16 protein-coding genes are annotated in these 16,162 nt (G+C 69.8%); 7 read left to right on the plus strand and 9 right to left on the minus strand.

What is annotated here, in order from left to right; translation table 11 throughout:
• Window positions 1–2 precede the first annotated feature (2 nt).
• Window positions 3–1,358 (minus strand): extracellular solute-binding protein, encoded by a 1,356-nt coding sequence (locus P0L94_16820; protein ID WES64116.1) that lies wholly within the window; start codon window positions 1,356–1,358, stop codon window positions 3–5.
• 217 nt (window positions 1,359–1,575) lie between these two features.
• On the opposite strand from P0L94_16820, the gene P0L94_16825 reads away from it, so the two are divergent.
• The 3 genes from P0L94_16825 to arsA are packed head-to-tail and all read left to right on the plus strand — an operon-like array spanning window position 1,576 to window position 4,141.
• The gene (locus tag P0L94_16825) at window positions 1,576–1,971 is read left to right on the plus strand and encodes a metalloregulator ArsR/SmtB family transcription factor (GenBank protein ID WES64117.1); all 396 of its coding nucleotides are present in this window, start codon (window positions 1,576–1,578) and stop codon (window positions 1,969–1,971) included.
• 12 nt (window positions 1,972–1,983) lie between these two features.
• Window positions 1,984–2,376 (plus strand): arsenite efflux transporter metallochaperone ArsD, encoded by a 393-nt coding sequence (gene arsD, locus P0L94_16830; GenBank protein ID WES64118.1) that lies wholly within the window; start codon window positions 1,984–1,986, stop codon window positions 2,374–2,376.
• 1 nt (window position 2,377) lies between these two features.
• Window positions 2,378–4,141 carry an arsenical pump-driving ATPase gene (gene arsA / locus P0L94_16835; GenBank protein ID WES64119.1) on the plus strand — a complete coding sequence of 588 codons (1,764 nt, stop codon included), beginning with the start codon at window positions 2,378–2,380 and terminating at the stop codon, window positions 4,139–4,141.
• A gap of 63 nt (window positions 4,142–4,204) precedes the next feature.
• Here the strand turns inward: arsA and P0L94_16840 are convergent, their stop codons facing one another.
• The 3 genes from P0L94_16840 to P0L94_16850 form a co-directional block, all read right to left on the minus strand.
• Window positions 4,205–4,951, minus strand: a complete 747-nt coding sequence (locus tag P0L94_16840; GenBank protein ID WES64120.1) for a GAF and ANTAR domain-containing protein — start codon at window positions 4,949–4,951, stop codon at window positions 4,205–4,207.
• Between the two features lie 45 nt (window positions 4,952–4,996).
• Window positions 4,997–6,094 (minus strand): acyl-CoA desaturase, encoded by a 1,098-nt coding sequence (locus P0L94_16845; GenBank protein WES64121.1) that lies wholly within the window; start codon window positions 6,092–6,094, stop codon window positions 4,997–4,999.
• A gap of 205 nt (window positions 6,095–6,299) precedes the next feature.
• Complete coding sequence (locus P0L94_16850; GenBank protein WES64122.1) at window positions 6,300–6,845, minus strand: helix-turn-helix domain-containing protein; 546 nt, start codon at window positions 6,843–6,845, stop codon at window positions 6,300–6,302.
• 81 nt (window positions 6,846–6,926) lie between these two features.
• Here P0L94_16850 and P0L94_16855 point away from each other — a divergent pair, with 81 nt between their 5' ends.
• A complete protein-coding gene (locus P0L94_16855) occupies window positions 6,927–7,889 on the plus strand; it encodes an alpha/beta fold hydrolase (GenBank protein WES64123.1) in 963 nt (320 codons plus the stop codon).
• Window positions 7,886–8,743, plus strand: coding sequence for a CPBP family intramembrane metalloprotease (locus tag P0L94_16860; GenBank protein ID WES64124.1), 858 nt, complete (start codon window positions 7,886–7,888; stop codon window positions 8,741–8,743). Before P0L94_16855 ends, P0L94_16860 begins: the two co-directional genes overlap by 4 nt.
• 9 nt (window positions 8,744–8,752) lie before the next feature.
• Here the strand turns inward: P0L94_16860 and P0L94_16865 are convergent, their stop codons facing one another.
• Genes P0L94_16865 through P0L94_16875 form a run of 3 tightly spaced genes read right to left on the minus strand, consistent with a single transcriptional unit; the run spans window position 8,753 to window position 10,844 of the window.
• Window positions 8,753–9,130: a hypothetical protein gene (locus P0L94_16865; protein ID WES64125.1), complete on the minus strand. Its 378-nt coding sequence runs from the start codon at window positions 9,128–9,130 to the stop codon at window positions 8,753–8,755.
• Window positions 9,127–10,026 carry an NAD(P)-dependent alcohol dehydrogenase gene (locus P0L94_16870; protein WES64126.1) on the minus strand — a complete coding sequence of 300 codons (900 nt, stop codon included), beginning with the start codon at window positions 10,024–10,026 and terminating at the stop codon, window positions 9,127–9,129. Before P0L94_16870 ends, P0L94_16865 begins: the two co-directional genes overlap by 4 nt.
• 50 nt (window positions 10,027–10,076) lie before the next feature.
• Window positions 10,077–10,844, minus strand: a complete 768-nt coding sequence (locus tag P0L94_16875; GenBank protein ID WES64127.1) for a DUF4386 domain-containing protein — start codon at window positions 10,842–10,844, stop codon at window positions 10,077–10,079.
• A 258-nt stretch (window positions 10,845–11,102) separates the two neighbouring features.
• Between P0L94_16875 and P0L94_16880 the strand changes: the two genes are divergently transcribed.
• Window positions 11,103–12,101, plus strand: coding sequence for an AraC family transcriptional regulator ligand-binding domain-containing protein (locus tag P0L94_16880; protein ID WES64128.1), 999 nt, complete (start codon window positions 11,103–11,105; stop codon window positions 12,099–12,101).
• Here the strand turns inward: P0L94_16880 and P0L94_16885 are convergent.
• Entirely contained in the window at window positions 12,050–13,564 is a 1,515-nt protein-coding gene (locus tag P0L94_16885; protein WES64129.1) for a serine hydrolase, read from the minus strand. The genes P0L94_16880 and P0L94_16885 overlap by 52 nt on opposite strands.
• 78 nt (window positions 13,565–13,642) lie before the next feature.
• Complete coding sequence (locus P0L94_16890) at window positions 13,643–14,602, minus strand: LysR family transcriptional regulator (GenBank protein WES64130.1); 960 nt, start codon at window positions 14,600–14,602, stop codon at window positions 13,643–13,645.
• A 145-nt stretch (window positions 14,603–14,747) separates the two neighbouring features.
• Between P0L94_16890 and P0L94_16895 the strand changes: the two genes are divergently transcribed.
• Window positions 14,748–16,106, plus strand: coding sequence for a hypothetical protein (locus tag P0L94_16895; protein ID WES64131.1), 1,359 nt, complete (start codon window positions 14,748–14,750; stop codon window positions 16,104–16,106).
• The last annotated feature ends 56 nt before the right edge of the window (window positions 16,107–16,162 follow it).

Raw genomic sequence — 16,162 nt, forward strand, 5'->3', positions numbered from 1 at the left:
CCTCACCCGGCTCCACCATCATCACCGGCAGTGGTGACCGTGTACCCCTCGCGGACGTAGAAGTCGATGCATGCCGTCTCCACTTCGCGCAGCGCGCCGGACAGCGACGGGGCGCTGGTCGCCGACCCGATGGTCCGCCACGCCCAGAACTGCGCGGGATCGTGCCCCGAGAAGGTCATCTCCCGCGCCGCGTCGGCGAACACGCGATTCACCTGCTGTCCCCCGAAGAACGCCGGCTCGTCATCGAGCCATCCGACGTCCGAGAGGACGTCGATCGAGGCCGGTGCGCTCGAGACGAGATCGTCGTCGGCGGCGGCAGCGGCACGTTCGCTCGCGAGCCAGCGCAGGAACCCGTAGGCGGCGAGTGGATGCTCGGAACCCGTCGGAACCGCCCACTGCTCGAAGACCCGCCCTACCACCGACGGCGCATCCGCGTCCCATTGCGGCAACGACGCGACGCGCCACACTTCCCCCGCGGCACCGAAGATCTGCGGTGCGTACGCGAGTCCTTCGACCATGGCGGAGGTGCCGATGAGGCTCGCCACATCTCCCCGAGTCAGTGTCGCGAAGGGGTCGGGGAAGTCGCTCTTCAGTACGACACGATCATCGAGCAGGTCGTCCCAGTACGCGGTGGTGCGCAGTGTGGAGGGGTTGACGACGTCGACCGCCACATCGTCTCCGCCGTCCCAATCCACCAGACGCGGCGCATCCTGGCGCAGGAGCAGGTCGACCTCCTCCGCGCCGATGGCGGTGAGATAGAACCCGGTCTCGGCCTTCACCGTCGCCGCTGCCTCGGCGAACTCCTCCCACGTGACCGGGAAGCCGTCGATTCCCGCTTCACCGAGGACATCCGCGCGGTAGGCGACGGCCGCCGGGTCGGCGTGGACGGGCAGAGCCCAGATGCCGTTCGCGAACGAAACGCTGTCCCACGCGGCGGCGACGAAAGAAGACTCCAGATCCTCCGCGCCGAAGGACGCGAGGTCGGTGAGCAATCCGTTGCGGACGTAATCCGCGGCTTGGTCCGGGCTGTAGAGCTCGATGACATCCGGGATGTTCTCCCCGAGCTCCACGGTGAGCTCGAGCCCCGCGTCGGGACCATTCATGTCGCCGGGGCCGAGGATGTCGATCTCGACGGCCGGGTGATCCGACTCGAACCGCTCGGCGGCCGCGTCCAACAGCGGATCGGTCGACCAGACGGTCAGCTGTGCGCCCTCCTCGAGCGCCGCCGCGACGCCGGCGGGGTCGCTGGTGGGGACCGGGGGATCGGATGGCGCCGGCCCGCACGCGGCACCCGCGATGGCGACGCCCACCATCGCGATCGTCACGAGGATCGATCGTGGAGCGCTGTGTGATCGCATTGCGGTCCTCCTCGATGTCGATTCGAGATAGACCGGGAGCCTGCGCACCCCTGGGCATCGGCCTGCAGAGAACCCTCGGACCCGCATTCGACGCTAGGCGCGCGCGTCGGCGTCGGCCAGAGTCGTTGGTCACATGCTCGAGGCGAGTCCGCCGATGTCCTCGTCCCAAGCCGACCACCTCTTTGACATTCATCGAATCAAAGAGAAGACTGGTCGCATGCCCAAGGCGCTCCCCGTCCTCGACGACGTGTCGCCGGTGTGCTGTGCGCCGCTGGAATCGACCCCGGACTTCCCCGAAGCGGATGCCGTGCGCCTCGCCGTCCGGCTGAAGGCGCTCGCCGACCCGGTGCGGCTGCGCGTGATCGCATTCATGCTCGGGCGTCCGGCGCTCGAGGCCTGCACGTGCGAGCTCGCGCCGGTGCTCGGGCTCTCGGAGCCGACCGTCAGCCACCACCTCAAGACGCTCGAGCGCGCCGGGCTCGTCTCGAAGGAGCGGCGCGGCATGAGCGTCTACTACGCCGCCGAACCCGACGCCCTGCGCGCGCTGGGTCACGCCCTGCGGTTCGACGACATCGCCGCGCCCGACGTCGGCGCGACAACGTGCTGTTCGTGAGAGAGGAAGAAGATGACCGCGATCCGCATCTATGAGGCTGCGCTGTGCTGCGACACCGGCGTGTGCGGTGTCGACGTCGACGAGGCGCTGGTGACGATCACCGCCGATGTGCGCCGCCTGCAGGAGCTCGGCGTCGACATCAGCCGGCACAACCTCGCGAGCGACCCGGTCGCGTTCACGACCGACGAGACCGTCCGCGGCTTCATGCACACCGTGGGGTCGAAGGGACTTCCTCTCACCGTGGTCGACGGCGTGACGGTCGCGGCCGGAGGCTATCCGTCACGCGACCTGCTGCTCGAGGTCGCCGGTGTCCGTGCGACACCGGCCGTGCCGCCGGGCCGCACCGAGCTCGGACTGACGGATGCCGCAGCCTCGAGCTGCTGCGGCGGCTCCGGCTGCTGCTGACATGGCCATGCGCTTCCTCGATCAGACCCCGCGGTTCCTGTTCTTCACCGGCAAGGGCGGTGTCGGGAAGACCTCGGTCGCGTGCGCGGCCGCCGTCGAGCTCGCAGCCCAGGGCAGGCGGGTGCTGCTGGTCAGCACCGACCCGGCATCCAACATCGGGCAGGTCTTCGACATCGCCGTCGGGAACACGGTCACCGCGATCGCCGAGGTGCCCGGGCTGGACGCGCTCGAGATCGACCCCGAAGCGGCGGCGGATGCCTACCGCGAGCGCATCATCGGCCCCGTGCGCGGGCTGCTCCCCGAGGTCGAGCTCGCGGGCATCGCCGAAAGCCTCTCGGGGTCCTGCACCACCGAGATCGCCTCGTTCGACGAGTTCACCGCACTTCTCACCGATGACCCCGCGTACGCCGCGTACGACCACATCGTGTTCGACACCGCGCCGACCGGGCACACGATCCGGCTGCTGCAGCTGCCCGGATCGTGGACGGAATTCCTCGCGACCGGCGGCGACGCCTCGTGCCTCGGGCCGCTCTCGGGACTCGACAAGCACCGCGCCACCTATGCGGCGGCCGTCGCGGCCCTCACCGACCCGACGCGCACCCGACTGATCCTGGTCGCGCGGCCCCAGACCTCCTCGCTCGACGAGGCCGCCCGCACGTGGGGTGAGCTCTCGGGCATCGGCATGACCGACTGCCGCATGGTCGTCAACGGCGTGCTGCCCGAGACGGCCGGCGACGAGCCGCTCGCCGCGGCCGTCCGCGCGCGCGAGACCGCCGCGCTCGCCGCCATGCCCGACAGCCTCGCCGCGTTGCCGCGCGACGTCATCGGCCTGACCGCGCACAACATCGTGGGCGTGGACGCGCTCCGGAAACTCTTCGCGGTGGACGCCCGGCGCGGCGTCGATGACGGGGCGAGCGAGGTCGCGGTTCCGGATGCCGACCTGTCGAGGCTCGTCGACGAGATCGAGGCCGACGGCCACGGGCTCGTGATGTTCATGGGCAAGGGCGGAGTGGGCAAGACGACCGTTGCGGCCTCGGTCGCGGTGGCGCTCGCCGCGCGCGGCCACGACGTGCTGCTGACGACCACCGACCCGGCCGCGCACCTCACGGCGACGCTCGACGGAGAGGTCGAAGGCCTCACCGTGTCGCGCATCGACCCCGATGCGGCCCTCGAGCAGTACCGCGCCCACGTGATGGCGACCAAGGGCAAGGGTCTCGACGAGGACGGTCGCACGGCGCTGGCCGAAGACCTCATGTCGCCGTGCACCGAAGAGGTCGCCGTCTTCCAGCAGTTCTCCCACGTCGTGCACCAGTCGCGCCGGCGGTTCGTCATCGTCGACACCGCGCCGACCGGGCACACGCTGCTCCTGCTGGATGCCACCGGCTCGTACCACCGTGAGATCGCCCGCCAGATGGGCGAGGCCGGCTTCGGATTCACGACCCCGCTCATGAGACTTCAGGATCCCGAGCAGACCAAGGTCGTCATCGTCACCCTCGCCGAGACGACTCCTGTGCTCGAGGCGACCGTGCTCCAGGACGACCTCGAGCGCGCCGGCATCCATCCGTGGGCGTGGGTGGTGAACACCTCGATCGCCGCTGCGCATCCGTCATCGCCGTTCCTCCGCGCCCGTGCGCGCAGCGAAGCACCGCAGCTCGATCTCGTCGCTGAGCGCGCGGACCGGTTCGCGATCGTGCCGCTCCTGGCGACCGAGCCCATCGGGGTGCCGCGGCTGCTGGCGCTCAGCGAGGTTCCGCAGCCGGCCTGACCACGCGGGCACCGGACGCCGACGCGGTCGGGCCGCCGGGCGCCCTCGAGCGTCGCCCCGCCGCTACGTCAGCGGAGCCCCCGGCTGCCCGGAGCCGCCGCCCGGCCCGAGTGTCCGCGCGATGAGCTCGCGGGCGGTCTCCGAGATGCGCGCCTGGCTGGCTCGGGCGCTCTCGCGCAGGCGCCGGAAGGCCTCTTCCATGTCGACGTCCTCCGAGCGCGCGATGATGCCCTTCGCCTGCTCGATCAGCACGCGGGAGTCGAGGGCCCGCTGCAGCTGATCGCGTGCCAGCGTCGTCTCGCTCAGCATCCGTTCCTGCAGGATGCCGATGGTCGCGACGTCGGCGAGCCCGCGCGCCGCCGTCACGTCCGCCGCGGATGGCGCGACATCGCGGTCGAAGAACAGATTGAGCGAGCCGATGCGGTCCTCGCGCAGGCGCAGGGGCACGGCGAGCACCGATTCGTAGCCGCGCTCGCTGGCCAGCGGCGCGAACGTCGGCCACCGCGCGTAGACGGCCGCCCACCCGTGCACCTCCACCACATTCCCGGTGCGGTATGCCTCGAGACACGGGCCCTCATCGGCTCCGACCTGGATCAGGCTGATCAGCCGGCTGCGCTCCGTGGAGGCGGCCGCGACCGACAGGCTGCCGTCGGCGCCGGCGAGGAGGATGCCGGCATCCGTCGCCTCGAACAGATCGCACGAGAGTCGCGACAGGCTGCTGAGGAGGTCGATCACGTCGTAGTCGTCGACGAGGGTGTCGGCGAGGCTCACGAACGCGTCCACGAGCCTCGCCTCGCGGCTCTGTCTCATGCCGGTGAGAATACGACGGCGCGGACGCGCCGACCAGGGGTGATCTCAGCCGGTCTGGCGCTGCTGGAGCAGGGGGCACTCGAACGGGTCGCGCTCGCCCAGGCCGACGCGGTTGATGTACCGCACGACGATCCGATACGACTCCCACAGGGTCGTCTGCGTGTAGCGGATGCCGTGCTGCTCGCAGTAGTCGCGGATGATCCCCGAGGCGGCCCGCAGGTGCGGTCGGGGCATCGACGGGAAGAGGTGGTGCTCGATCTGGTAGTTGAGCCCGCCCATCGCGACATCGAGCAGGCGAGAGCCGCGGATGTTGCGGCTCATCAGCACCTGCCGCCGCAGGAAGTCGAGCTTGACGTGGGCCGGCACCAGCGGCATCCCCTTGTGGTTCGGGGCGAAGGAAGCCCCCATGTAGACGCCGAACACCCCGAGCTGGACACCGAGGAACGCCGCGGCGATCCCGGGGGAGAGGACGAGGAAGACGAGGGCGACATAGCCGCCGAGACGCAGCGCGAGAAACGCGATCTCGGCGGGCCGGTGCCGCATCGGCTCGCGCGACAGCACGCGGCGCACGCTCGACGCGTGCAGCGACAGCCCTTCGAGCAGCAGGATCGGGAAGAACCAGAGCCCCTGGTGCGCCGTCACCCACGACACCATGTTCGGCGGGCGTGACGCGCGCTTCGCGGCCTTCTCGGGTGTCACCGCGACCACGGGCAGCTCGATGTCGGGGTCGGATCCGATCTTGTTCGGGTTGGCGTGGTGGCGCGTGTGCTTGTGCTGCCACCACCCGTAGCTCATTCCGACGAGGAGGTCGCCGAGGAGGATCGAGGTCCAGTCGTTCCATCGGCCCGAGCGGAAGATCTGACGGTGGGCGGCGTCGTGCCCGAGCATCGCGATCTGCGTGAAGACGATCCCGAGCCCGGCGGCGATGAACAGCTGCCACCAGGTGTCTCCGACGACCACCATGAGGGCGAGGACCGCCGCGAGGGCGAGCGGAGCGGCGATGAGCTTCGCCCAGTAGTAGCCGTACCGGCGGCGCATGAGGCCCGACGAGGCGACGACCTTCGCCAGCTGCGTGAAGTCGTTGTTCGCGCGCGGCGGGCGCCTCGTGGTCCGGACATCGCCGGCGGTGAGTTCGGTGGTCATCGGATTCCCCGCTCTGCACGGCTACGCACATCGCGTGTGCCGTGCACGTCGGGGTCCGGGACGTGCCCCTTCACTGTACGTCCGGGATCGCCGCCGGGGCCCGCATTCACCGCGGACTGTCAGGCGGCTTCGGAGCGTGTGGTTCAGCGCCGGAAGTCCTGGGGGATGATGCGCTCGACATTGCGCTCAGTCCGGGCTGTGATCGTCACGGAGTGGGCGCGGCCGGTGCCTCGGGCATGAGGATCGTGCTGAGGAGGATGCGCCGGCGCTCCGGTGTCTGCTCGTTCTCGAGATAGGGCCGGAGTGCTTGGTTCAGAGCTGCCGCCATCTCGCGCACCTCGTCGTCCGTAAGCCACAGCGCCGCCTGGCGATAGCCGACGGGATCGTCGGCCGGCTGCGATCCGGGCTGATCGAGGTAGCGGGAGAAGGCGCTGATGAGAGCACCCGCGAACACCGCGAACCCTTCGCGGTGCTCGTCCGCGGTCATGGTGGCCGCGTCGGCGGAGTCGATGCCGGCTGCACCGGCGGTCATGCGGAAGGTGCGTTCGATGCCGCCCCGCACTCGGCGTTCGGATACGACGTGCAGAACGTCCGCCTCGACCAGGGCGGAGATGTGCCGGTACAGCGTCGCCTGCGGCACGTCGGGCATGCGGTCGGCCAATTCCCTCGCCGTCACATCGTTCGACGAGCACTCCAGCACGAGACGCAGGCGCACGGGGTGGAGGATGAGATCGCTTCTGCTCGTCGTCACGAATCCAGACTAGCGTAATGTTATCGAAATCGATAATGTTCTCACTACCGATACCAATAACGAACTGGCGAGGAGAACGCTGTGCCAGAGTCCGACATCACCATCCCGGCCGCCGGGGCGACGCTCGCGGGCACGTTCACGACGCCGACCTCCGGCCCCGGACCGCACCCTGCCGCGCTGATCATCGCCGGCTCGGGGCCGCTCGACCGCGACGGCAACGCGAAGCGGGTGGCGCTGAACGCCAGTCGCGACCTCGCGCGGATGCTCGACGCGCACGGCTGGGCCACTCTGCGCTTCGACAAGCGCGGTGTGGGAGCCTCCACCGGTGAGTACCTGCCCACGGGTTTCTCGGATGAACTCGCGGATGTCGAGGCCGCCCTCGACTGGCTGAGCGCGCGACCCGAGACCGGCCCGGTGATCGCGGTCGGACACAGTGCGGGCGCAACGATGGCTGCCGAGCTCGCGCGCGGCGACGCGAAGGTCGTGGGCGCGGTCCTGCTCGCGGCGACCGCGAAGACCGGAGAGGACACTCTGGTCTGGCAGGCGCGGGAGATCGCGAAGACTCTGCCCGCATTCGCCCGTTTCGTGCTTCGTGTGATGCGCACCGACGTCGCGACGCAGCAGCGCAAGGCGCTCGACAAGCTCGCGGGAACGACCGACGACGTCGTGCGGATGCAGGGCGCTCGCGTCAACGCCAAGTGGATGCGGGAGTTCATGGCTTACGACCCGATGCCGGCGCTGCGCGACATCTCGGTCCCGGTCCTCGCGCTGACGGGGTCCAAGGACGTCCAGGTCGATCCGGCAGACCTCACCGCCATCGCGGCGGCGGTCCCGACGGCAGAGACGCACCTGCTGGCCGACGTCGACCACATCCTGCGCGCCGAGTCCGCGCCGGTCTCGAACGTGCAGCACTATAAGAAGCAGGCCCGCAACCCGATCGATCCTCAGGTCGAGGCGCGCATCGTCGAATGGCTCACGAAGCTCAGCGGCTCGACCCGCACGACGGTGCCATCCGCCGAAGGTGAAGGAAGCACAGCGTCATGACCGCATCCGCACCCGTGCCCGTCCGCCACGTGGTGTGGTTCTTCGTCCTCGCGTTCGCGATCTCGTGGCTCGCGTGGTTCCCGACCGTGCTGGACTCCACCGGCGTGCTCGATATGCCCGACCCCGTCGGCATCCTGGGGATCGTCGGGCCGTTCGGCCCGTTCATCGCAGCCCTCGTGATGGTGCGCCGAAGCCGCGGTCCGGGAGCGATCTGGGAGTTGCTGCGCCGCGGCTGGAGCTTCGATTTCGACAAGCGGTGGCTCGTGCCGACACTGCTGCTCGCGCCGGGGATGGCAGCCGTCACCATCGGCGTCATGGCCGTCACCGGACAGCAGATCGCGTGGGAGTACGGACTGTCGGCGGTCGCGATCGTGCCGATGGCGCTGTTCATCCTGGTGATGAACGCCGCCCCCGAGGAGTACGGGTGGCGGGGCTACGCGCTCGAGCCGATGATGAACCGGCTCGGCGCACTCGGCGCGAGCCTCGTGCTCGGCGCCGCGTGGGGCCTGTGGCACCTGCCGCTGCACTTCATCGCGGGAACCGTGCAGGAGAACATCCCGATCTATCAGTTCGTCCTCCAGCAGATGGTGCTGGCCGTGTTCTACACGTGGCTGTTCGCCAACACCCGCGGCGCCGTGTCGGTCGCGATCCTCTTCCACACGGTGGCGAACGTCGTCGGGGCGGCTGTGCCGACCTGGACCACCGAGCAGGGGCGGTGGACCGGATTCCTCGTGCAGCTGGCGTTCGCCGTCGCCATCGTCTTCATCTGGGGCCCGCGGCGGCTGAGCAGGCGGGCATCGGCCGACGGCGAAGCATCCTCCTCGTCGCAGACGGATCCGACGCCCGCGGGCTGATCGACCGCGCTATCCGAGCGCGATGAAGAAGGAGACCGCCGCCAGCACGATCGACACCGGCACCATCGTGAACCGCTCGGGCCGGCTGCGCGATACGGCGTTGACGACGATGCCGAATGCGAAGTACGCGAAGATCACCCACATCGCGATCTGCGAGAACGCATCGCCGAAGATGTCGATGACGCCGGCGCGATCCCACGCGATCAGCGCGATGAGCGCGTAGACGAGGACGGTGACCGCGCTCCCGATCCGCAGGCGCCCCGGCAGCACCAGGTGCTGACCGCCCCATGCGAAGCGGCCGAGCGGGGCGCCGAAGACCAGCGCGATCTGGAAGACGGCGAGCAGAGCGAGCACGGCGGTGAGCACGGATGCGAGTGCCACGGTCATCGGTTCTCCTTCGAGATCACGTGCACGAGCACGTTGCCGCGCTTGCAGCCGCCTTCCACATGGGCATGCGCATCGGCGATGTCATCGAGATCGTATTCGCGGTCGACGACGGCGGTCAGCGCGCCGGAAGCGAGGAGGTCGCGGACGTCCATGAGCTCCGTCAGCGTCTCGTCGCGGCGCGAGCGGGTCGTCACGAAGCTCCCGCCGTCGGCGAGCAGCCTGCGCGCGGACCTCTCGCGCAGGTTGCCGGCCGCGTCGAGCACGATGTCGAACGTGCGGTCGAGCGTTGTGACATCCGTCTGCGTGTGGTCGATGACGTCGTCGGCGCCGAGGTCGAGGACGAGGTCGGCGTTCCGGCCCGAGCACACCGCGGTCACGCGGGCGCCGCGAGCTCGTGCGATCTGCACGGCGAACGTGCCGACGCTGCCCGAGGCCCCGTTGACCAGCACGCCGCGCCCGGGCGCGACGCCGGCCCGCTCGAGGAAATGCAGCGCGGTCATCGCTCCGACGGGGACCGCCGCAGCCTGGTCGAACGAGATGTGGTCGGGGATCTCGACGATCATGCCGTCGGCCGCCACGACCACGCACTCGGCGTGGGCGCCGTGCTCGGTTCCCGAGGTCGTCCCGAAGACCCGTGAGCCCGGGGCGAGGCCGACGGCGTCGTCTCCGACCGCCGCGACCACACCGGCGAACTCGTGGCCGAGGACCCGCTTGGGCGTCTCGCCGAAGGCTCGGACGACGAACCCGGGCATCTTCCGGAGCACCACGTCGCCGCGGGTCACCGACGTGGCGTGAACGCGCACCAGCACCTCGTCGGCCGCGGGGGTCGGGATGGGGACGTCGGTCACCGACAGTCGCTCCGATGACCCCGGACGAAGCGTGCGAACCGCCTTCATGGTCGATCCTCTCGTCGGCGCCGTCGTCTGGGCGTGGATCCCGCGGCCCGTCACAGCCCTGCTCCTCGCGCCTCGTCCGCGCGGCTGATCCAGGCGCTCGTGTCGACGCCCTTGATCAGCAGCCACAGGGCGAACACCAGCTCGCCGGGGATGGCCAGCACGATGACGACGATCTCGAGGGGGCCGGCCAGCGCCGGTGCGATCAGGACGCCGAAGCTCTGCACGAAGTAGCCCAGACCGGCCAGGGCGAGCAGGATGCCGGGCAGCTTCGGCATGAACCCCGAGCGGTAGGCGAGCCAGCCGGTCAGCACCAGCGACAGGGCGAAGAACAGCCCCCACACCAGCACGATCGAATCGTTCGCCTCCTGGAAGAACAGCGCGAGCGCGTCGGCCTGTCCAGCCGAGAACACCGCCAGGTAGCCGGCGCCGCCCACGGCGACGAGCGTCGCGATGCTCGTGAAGACGTTGCCCGCGGCCATCACGACGCCTTCGGCCACGCGGGCGAGCGCCGCCGCGAACGAGCCTGCGCGGCTGACAGGACGGAAGAGCACGTACAGCACGGCCGCCAGCGCGATCTCGATGAGGAAGATCGATGCCTCCCCGGCCATCCCGACGCGGAACAGGGTCTCGTTGGCGCGGATGCCCTCCGCCGTCGCGGTGGCGTCGCCGGGGATGACGAGCGTTGCGCGCACGGCGGTCGAGAGCGGATAAATGACGAAGATCGCCAGGTACAGCACTCCCGCGATGCGGGTGAGCCGGCGAAGCCGACTGTCGGTGCTCCTGGCCGGCGGGCGGGTCGTGGGGGTCGTGGTGGACATGATTCCTCCGGTCGGGGATCCGCCCTGGGCGGATCGGTTCGTGGCGGTGCGGGGGTGCGTGCGGTCGGACATGGTGTGCTCCCCTTCCTGTGCGACGCGATGTGGATGGATTCACCGTACGAACGGGGCCGCCGCCGGGTATTGCCGATGGCGGCCTGCTTCTTGACATCCGAGGCCACCCCCGCCCGCACGCGGCCGCCTTCCCCTGACGGGCGCCGCGCCGCTACGCTTTCGAACCGGACGGGAGGGAGGGGTCGGGTGAGCGTCGTTCGTGGACCTGTCATCCGGCGCGTCATCGACGCGGCGCGCGTGCCGGAGTCCCGCGACGAGCTCCTCGCGAGCGTCGGACTGGTGCCCGGAGCGACACCGCTCGAGGCGGCCAAGGAGGTCGTCAGCTCAGAGACCTACTACGACCTCCTGGAACGCGTCACCCCGCCCGAGGATCGTGCGCTGCCTCTGCGGTACGCGGCGCTGCTGCGGCCCGATGACCTCGGAGCCCTCGGGCTCGGACTCAAGACGGCGGCGACCGTCGGCGACGCCCTGCTGCGCCTCGGCCGCTACATCCTCGTGCTGAGCGACACGCTGGAGTACGAGCTTCGCCGGGGCGACCACCCGACGCTCGTGATGTCGCGCCCGAGCCACCGGCGCGGCGCCCAGCTCGCGAACGAATGCGCACTCGGCGCGGTCGTGTCGGTCCTGCGGACGATCACGGGGGAGCCGCTGCGGCCCGAGCTCGTGACGTTCGCGCATCGCGGGCTCGGGTCGGATGCCGACCATGTCGCGTTCTTCGGCTGCCCGGTGCACTTCGACAGCGACGCCAACGCGATCCGCTTCACTCATGCGACGATCGATATGCCGGCGCAGCTCGCCGACGAGGGGCTGTCGGCCTTCTTCCTGGCCGAGTTGGAGAACCTCAAGCGCGCCACTCCCGACGCCTCGCTCGAGTCGCAGGTCTACACGGCCGTGACCGACGCCCTTCCCGACGGTGTGCCGCGGCGCGCCCAGATCGCCCGGCGCCTCGGGATGAGCGAGCGGACGCTGCACCGGCGGCTCGCGGAGCAGGACGTGTCGTTCCAGTCGATCGCCCGCGCAGCGCAGCTGGATGCAGCCGAGGCGCTGGTCGTGCAGACCGGGAACTCGTTCGGCGAGATCGCGTTCCTCACCGGATTCTCGGACCAGAGCGCCTTCTCACGGGCGTTCCGCTCTCACTTCGGCGCGACGCCGCTGGCGTACCGTTTGTCGTCGGCATCCGCCTGAGCGGTGTCGGGCCGACGGGACCTGCCGGTGAAGGCGATGACGAGCCGGAGAACCGCCCAGACGACCCCGGTCACGGCGCCCGCGATGAGCACCAGCCCCATGTCGGGCTGGAAAAGCGTCACGGTGCCCAGCGGCGCCCCCATCATCGTCGGCACGAGGCTCAGCATGACCCACGCCGCGACCAGCGTGGTCAGCAGCGGGAACCACAGGCTGAACTGGCCGGCGACCCCCGACTTGGCCCGGATCGCCGCTCGGTGATGCCAGGCCCAGACCATGCTGATCACGTAGAAGACGGGCAGCAGCGCGAGGCCGATGAACAGGGCCTGCTGCGACCACCGGGATCCCTCGCCGCCGTAGTCGAGCCCGAGCGCGATGGCCGTGATGCCGTTGCGGAGTTCGGTCGTCTCGCCGAAGCCGATTCCGCTGCCGCCGTTGACCAGCACCACCGCGCCCGTGCCGTCTGCCGGGCGCATCGTCGCGAGCGTCTCGAACCCGGGGGACGAGCCGGCGTGCCGCACCGTCCCCTGGGCGGAGTCGATGAACCAGCCGAAGCCGTAGAACGGCGACGCATCGCTCGCGGGGCGCATCATGAGCGCCTTGCCCTCCGCGCTCAGCACATCGTCTTCGCCGTTCAGCATCATCTGCATGTACAGCGCGAGATCGGCGGCGCTCGCGATCACGCCGCCCTGCGGCGCGGTCCCCCGGTGGGTCGCGGTGTCGGTCACGGGCCGCTTCGTCCAGAACCACGGAACATGCCCGGTCGCCATCGATTCATGGACCTCGCCGTCGGCGACGAAGCTGTTCTCCATGCCCACCGGCTCGAGGATGCGCGACTCGATGTAGGCGTCGAACGGCTGCCCGCCGACGACCTCGATGAGGCGGCCGAGGATCTGGTAGTTCGTGTTCGAGTACTCCCAGCGCTCGCCGGGGTCATGGTCGGGGGTGACGTCTTCGAGCGCCTCGACGGTGCGCGCCAGTTCGTCCGGTCCGCCGTCCTCGTCCGTGTGCGACGCGTTCCCCTGCAGCGTGGAGAAGCCGCTCGTGTGGCTCAGGAGCTGGCGGATGGTGATGTCGCCGGCGGGAGCGCCCGAGAAGCCGTCGAGGTATCGGGAGATCCCCTCGTCCAACGCGACCTCGCCGGCCTCGACCAGCTGCATCACCGCCAGCGCCGTGAAGCTCTTGGAGATCGACCCGGTCAGGAAGGGCGTGTCGGGTGTGATCTCGGCGTCGTCTCCGCTGCGGAGGACCCCGCGCGCGCCGACCGTCGCCTCTTCCTCGTCGGCCACGACGGCGTAGGCGATGCCTGGCGCGAGGGATGCGGGCATCGCGTCGTCGACGAACTCCTCGATCGCCGCGTCCGGAGCGCTCGCCGGCACGGTCGCGGCCAGGCCGATGGCGAGGATCGTCAGAAAGCGCAGCACGTGGTCACTGTCCCCCAGGCTCATGCGGACGCGCGCATCCACAGGCGATCATGTCGCTGGCGAGCGTATCGTACTAAGTACGAAAATGACAATGCGCCGCTCGAGCAGAGTGTCGGAGCGTCACTCCCGGGGGTCGGTCGCCCGCGGCGCTCCCGCCCCCGCGGTGTCGCCGTGGATGACGAAGAACCGGCCCGACGAACCCTCGATCGCGTAGGCGACGGTCGCGTACAGCCAGTCCAGCGCCGCGGTGTGCTGAGTCGTCGACCGTCGATACAGCGATACCTCCACGGGAGGCATGTCGAAGGGCAGCGGCCGCACCGCGAGGGGCCACGTCGCCGCCCACCCTTCGGCGATCGTGTCCGGCACGCTCGCGATGAGGTCGCGGCTGGCGGCGAGCACCGCCGGCAGGGTCGTGACATGGCGCAGCGCGACCGCGGGCTCGATGGCGAGACCGGCGCGTCGCTGAGCCGTGGCGAGCAGCGGAGCGCCGGAGTCCCCGGAGGCGGTCACGTGCTCGGCCGCCGCGTAGGCGTCGACATCGAGCGGCTGTCCTGCGAGCGGATTCGACGCCGACATCACCACCGCATAGCCCTGCGACTTCAGTACGCGCCGTTCGAAGCCGCCCGGAATGGTGGCGGTCGTCACCGCGAGATCGACGGTGCCTCTGGACAGCCACTCGGGTAGCGCCTCGACGTCGAGCGGCACGACCTCGAGGCGGAGGTGCGGAGCGCGTGAGCGCAGTGCCGAGAGGATCGACGGCAGCCACCCGATCTCTCCCAGCTCGGACAGGGCGATGCGCACGCGTCGGCGTGATTGGGAAGGGTCGAACGCGTGCACCTCGTCGATCGTGCGATCGATGCCCGCGATCGCGTCGCGGAACCCGGGGAACACGCTGTCGGCGAGCGGTGTGGGCCGCATCGTGCGGCCGACGCGTTCGAACAGCGGGTCGTCGAGCTCGCGGCGCAGACGAGCGAGCGCCTGGCTCACCGCGGGCTGGGTCACGAACAGGCGCGCTGCGGCGGTGGTGAGGCTGCGCGTCTCGTACACCGCGACGAAGACGCGTACGAGGTTCAGGTCCATCGGCGACGCGCGCTCTCGCGACGACTAAGGACTTCTTCGCAATGCATAAGCAGAGCTTATGTGCAAGCGTCCATAAAAGAACTTCAGATAACTAACATGAATGACGGATGCTCCGGCACCCCCACGGACGAACGAAGGAGTTCTCATGCCCGAATCCGCCGCAGAAGCGATCGCCCGCGTCGGCAGCCCCGTCGAGCTGCTGCGCAACGCCCAGGCCCGGCCCACCATCTTCCCGGTCACGCCCGAGTTCACGAACTGGCGGTCGGAGCAGCTCTCGTGGCGCACGAGCGTGGCCCTGCTCGACCAGTCGCATCACATGACCGACCTGTTCATCTCGGGCCCCGACGCCCTGCGGCTCCTGAGCGACACCGGCGTCAACAGCTTCGCGAACTTCGGTGTCGACAAGGCGAAGCAGTTCATCGCCGTCAACCACGAGGGCTACCTCATCGGCGACGCCATCCTGTTCCACCTCGAGGAGCAGGTCTTCGACCTCGTCGGCTGGTTCATGGTGCTCGACTGGGTGCAGTACATCGGCGAGACCGGCGACTACGATGTCACCTTCGAGCGCGACGCGAACTCGCTCATGCGCGAGTCCGGCGTCCCCCCGAAGCTGTACCGCTATGAGCTGCAGGGCCCGCACGCGCTCGCTCTGATGGAGAAGCTCACCGGTGCGCCGGTTCCGCCGACGAAGTTCTTCCACATGGCCACGTTCACCATCGACGGGCTCGAGGTCCGCTCGCTCCGCCACGGCATGGCCGGCCAGCCCGGCTTCGAGCTGTTCGGTCCGTGGGAGGAGGGAGAGCAGGTCCGCAACGCGATCATCGCCGCCGGCGAGGAGTTCGACCTCGTGCTCGTCGGCGCGAAGGCGTACTCCTCGGCCAACCTCGAGTCGGCATGGGTGCCGTCGCCGCTCCCGGCGATCTTCACCGGCGAGGGCGCCGCCGAGTACCTGCAGTGGCTCCCCGCCAACCGCGTCGGATCGCTCGCCGGCAGCTACACCTCCGACGACATCGAGGACTACTACCTCACGCCCTACGACCTCGGGTACGGCCGCAGCGTCGCCTTCGACCACGACTTCATCGGGCGCGCCGCGCTCGAGCAGCACGCCGCGGGCGAGCTGCGCACGAAGGTCACCCTCGTGTGGGATCCCGAAGACCTCTCGGCGGCGCAGCGATCGCTGTACGAGCCGGGGACACCCGCGAAGTACATCGAGTTCCCGAAGGCGCGGTACGGCGTGTACCAGGTCGACCGCGTGCTCGCGGACGGCGTCGACGTGGGGATCTCGCACGACGCGGGCTACATCACCGGCGAGCAGGTGTTCGCCTCGCTCGCGAGCCTCGACGCGGCCCACGCCGAGCCCGGAACCGAGGTCGTCGTCGTGTGGGGCGAGGAGCCGAACTCGACCAAGCCCGCCGTCGAGCCGCACCGGCAGATCGAGATCCGGGCGACGGTCTACCCGGCGCCGTACTCGTCCTTCGCCCGCGAGAACTACCGCAAGAACTGAACGAGGGGAGGGGCGGATGCCGAGGCATCCGCCTCTCCGGCGCGGGACCTACGGCC

It is taken from the genome of Microbacter sp. GSS18 (genome assembly GCA_029319145.1).
Classification (GTDB): domain Bacteria; phylum Actinomycetota; class Actinomycetes; order Actinomycetales; family Microbacteriaceae; genus Microbacterium.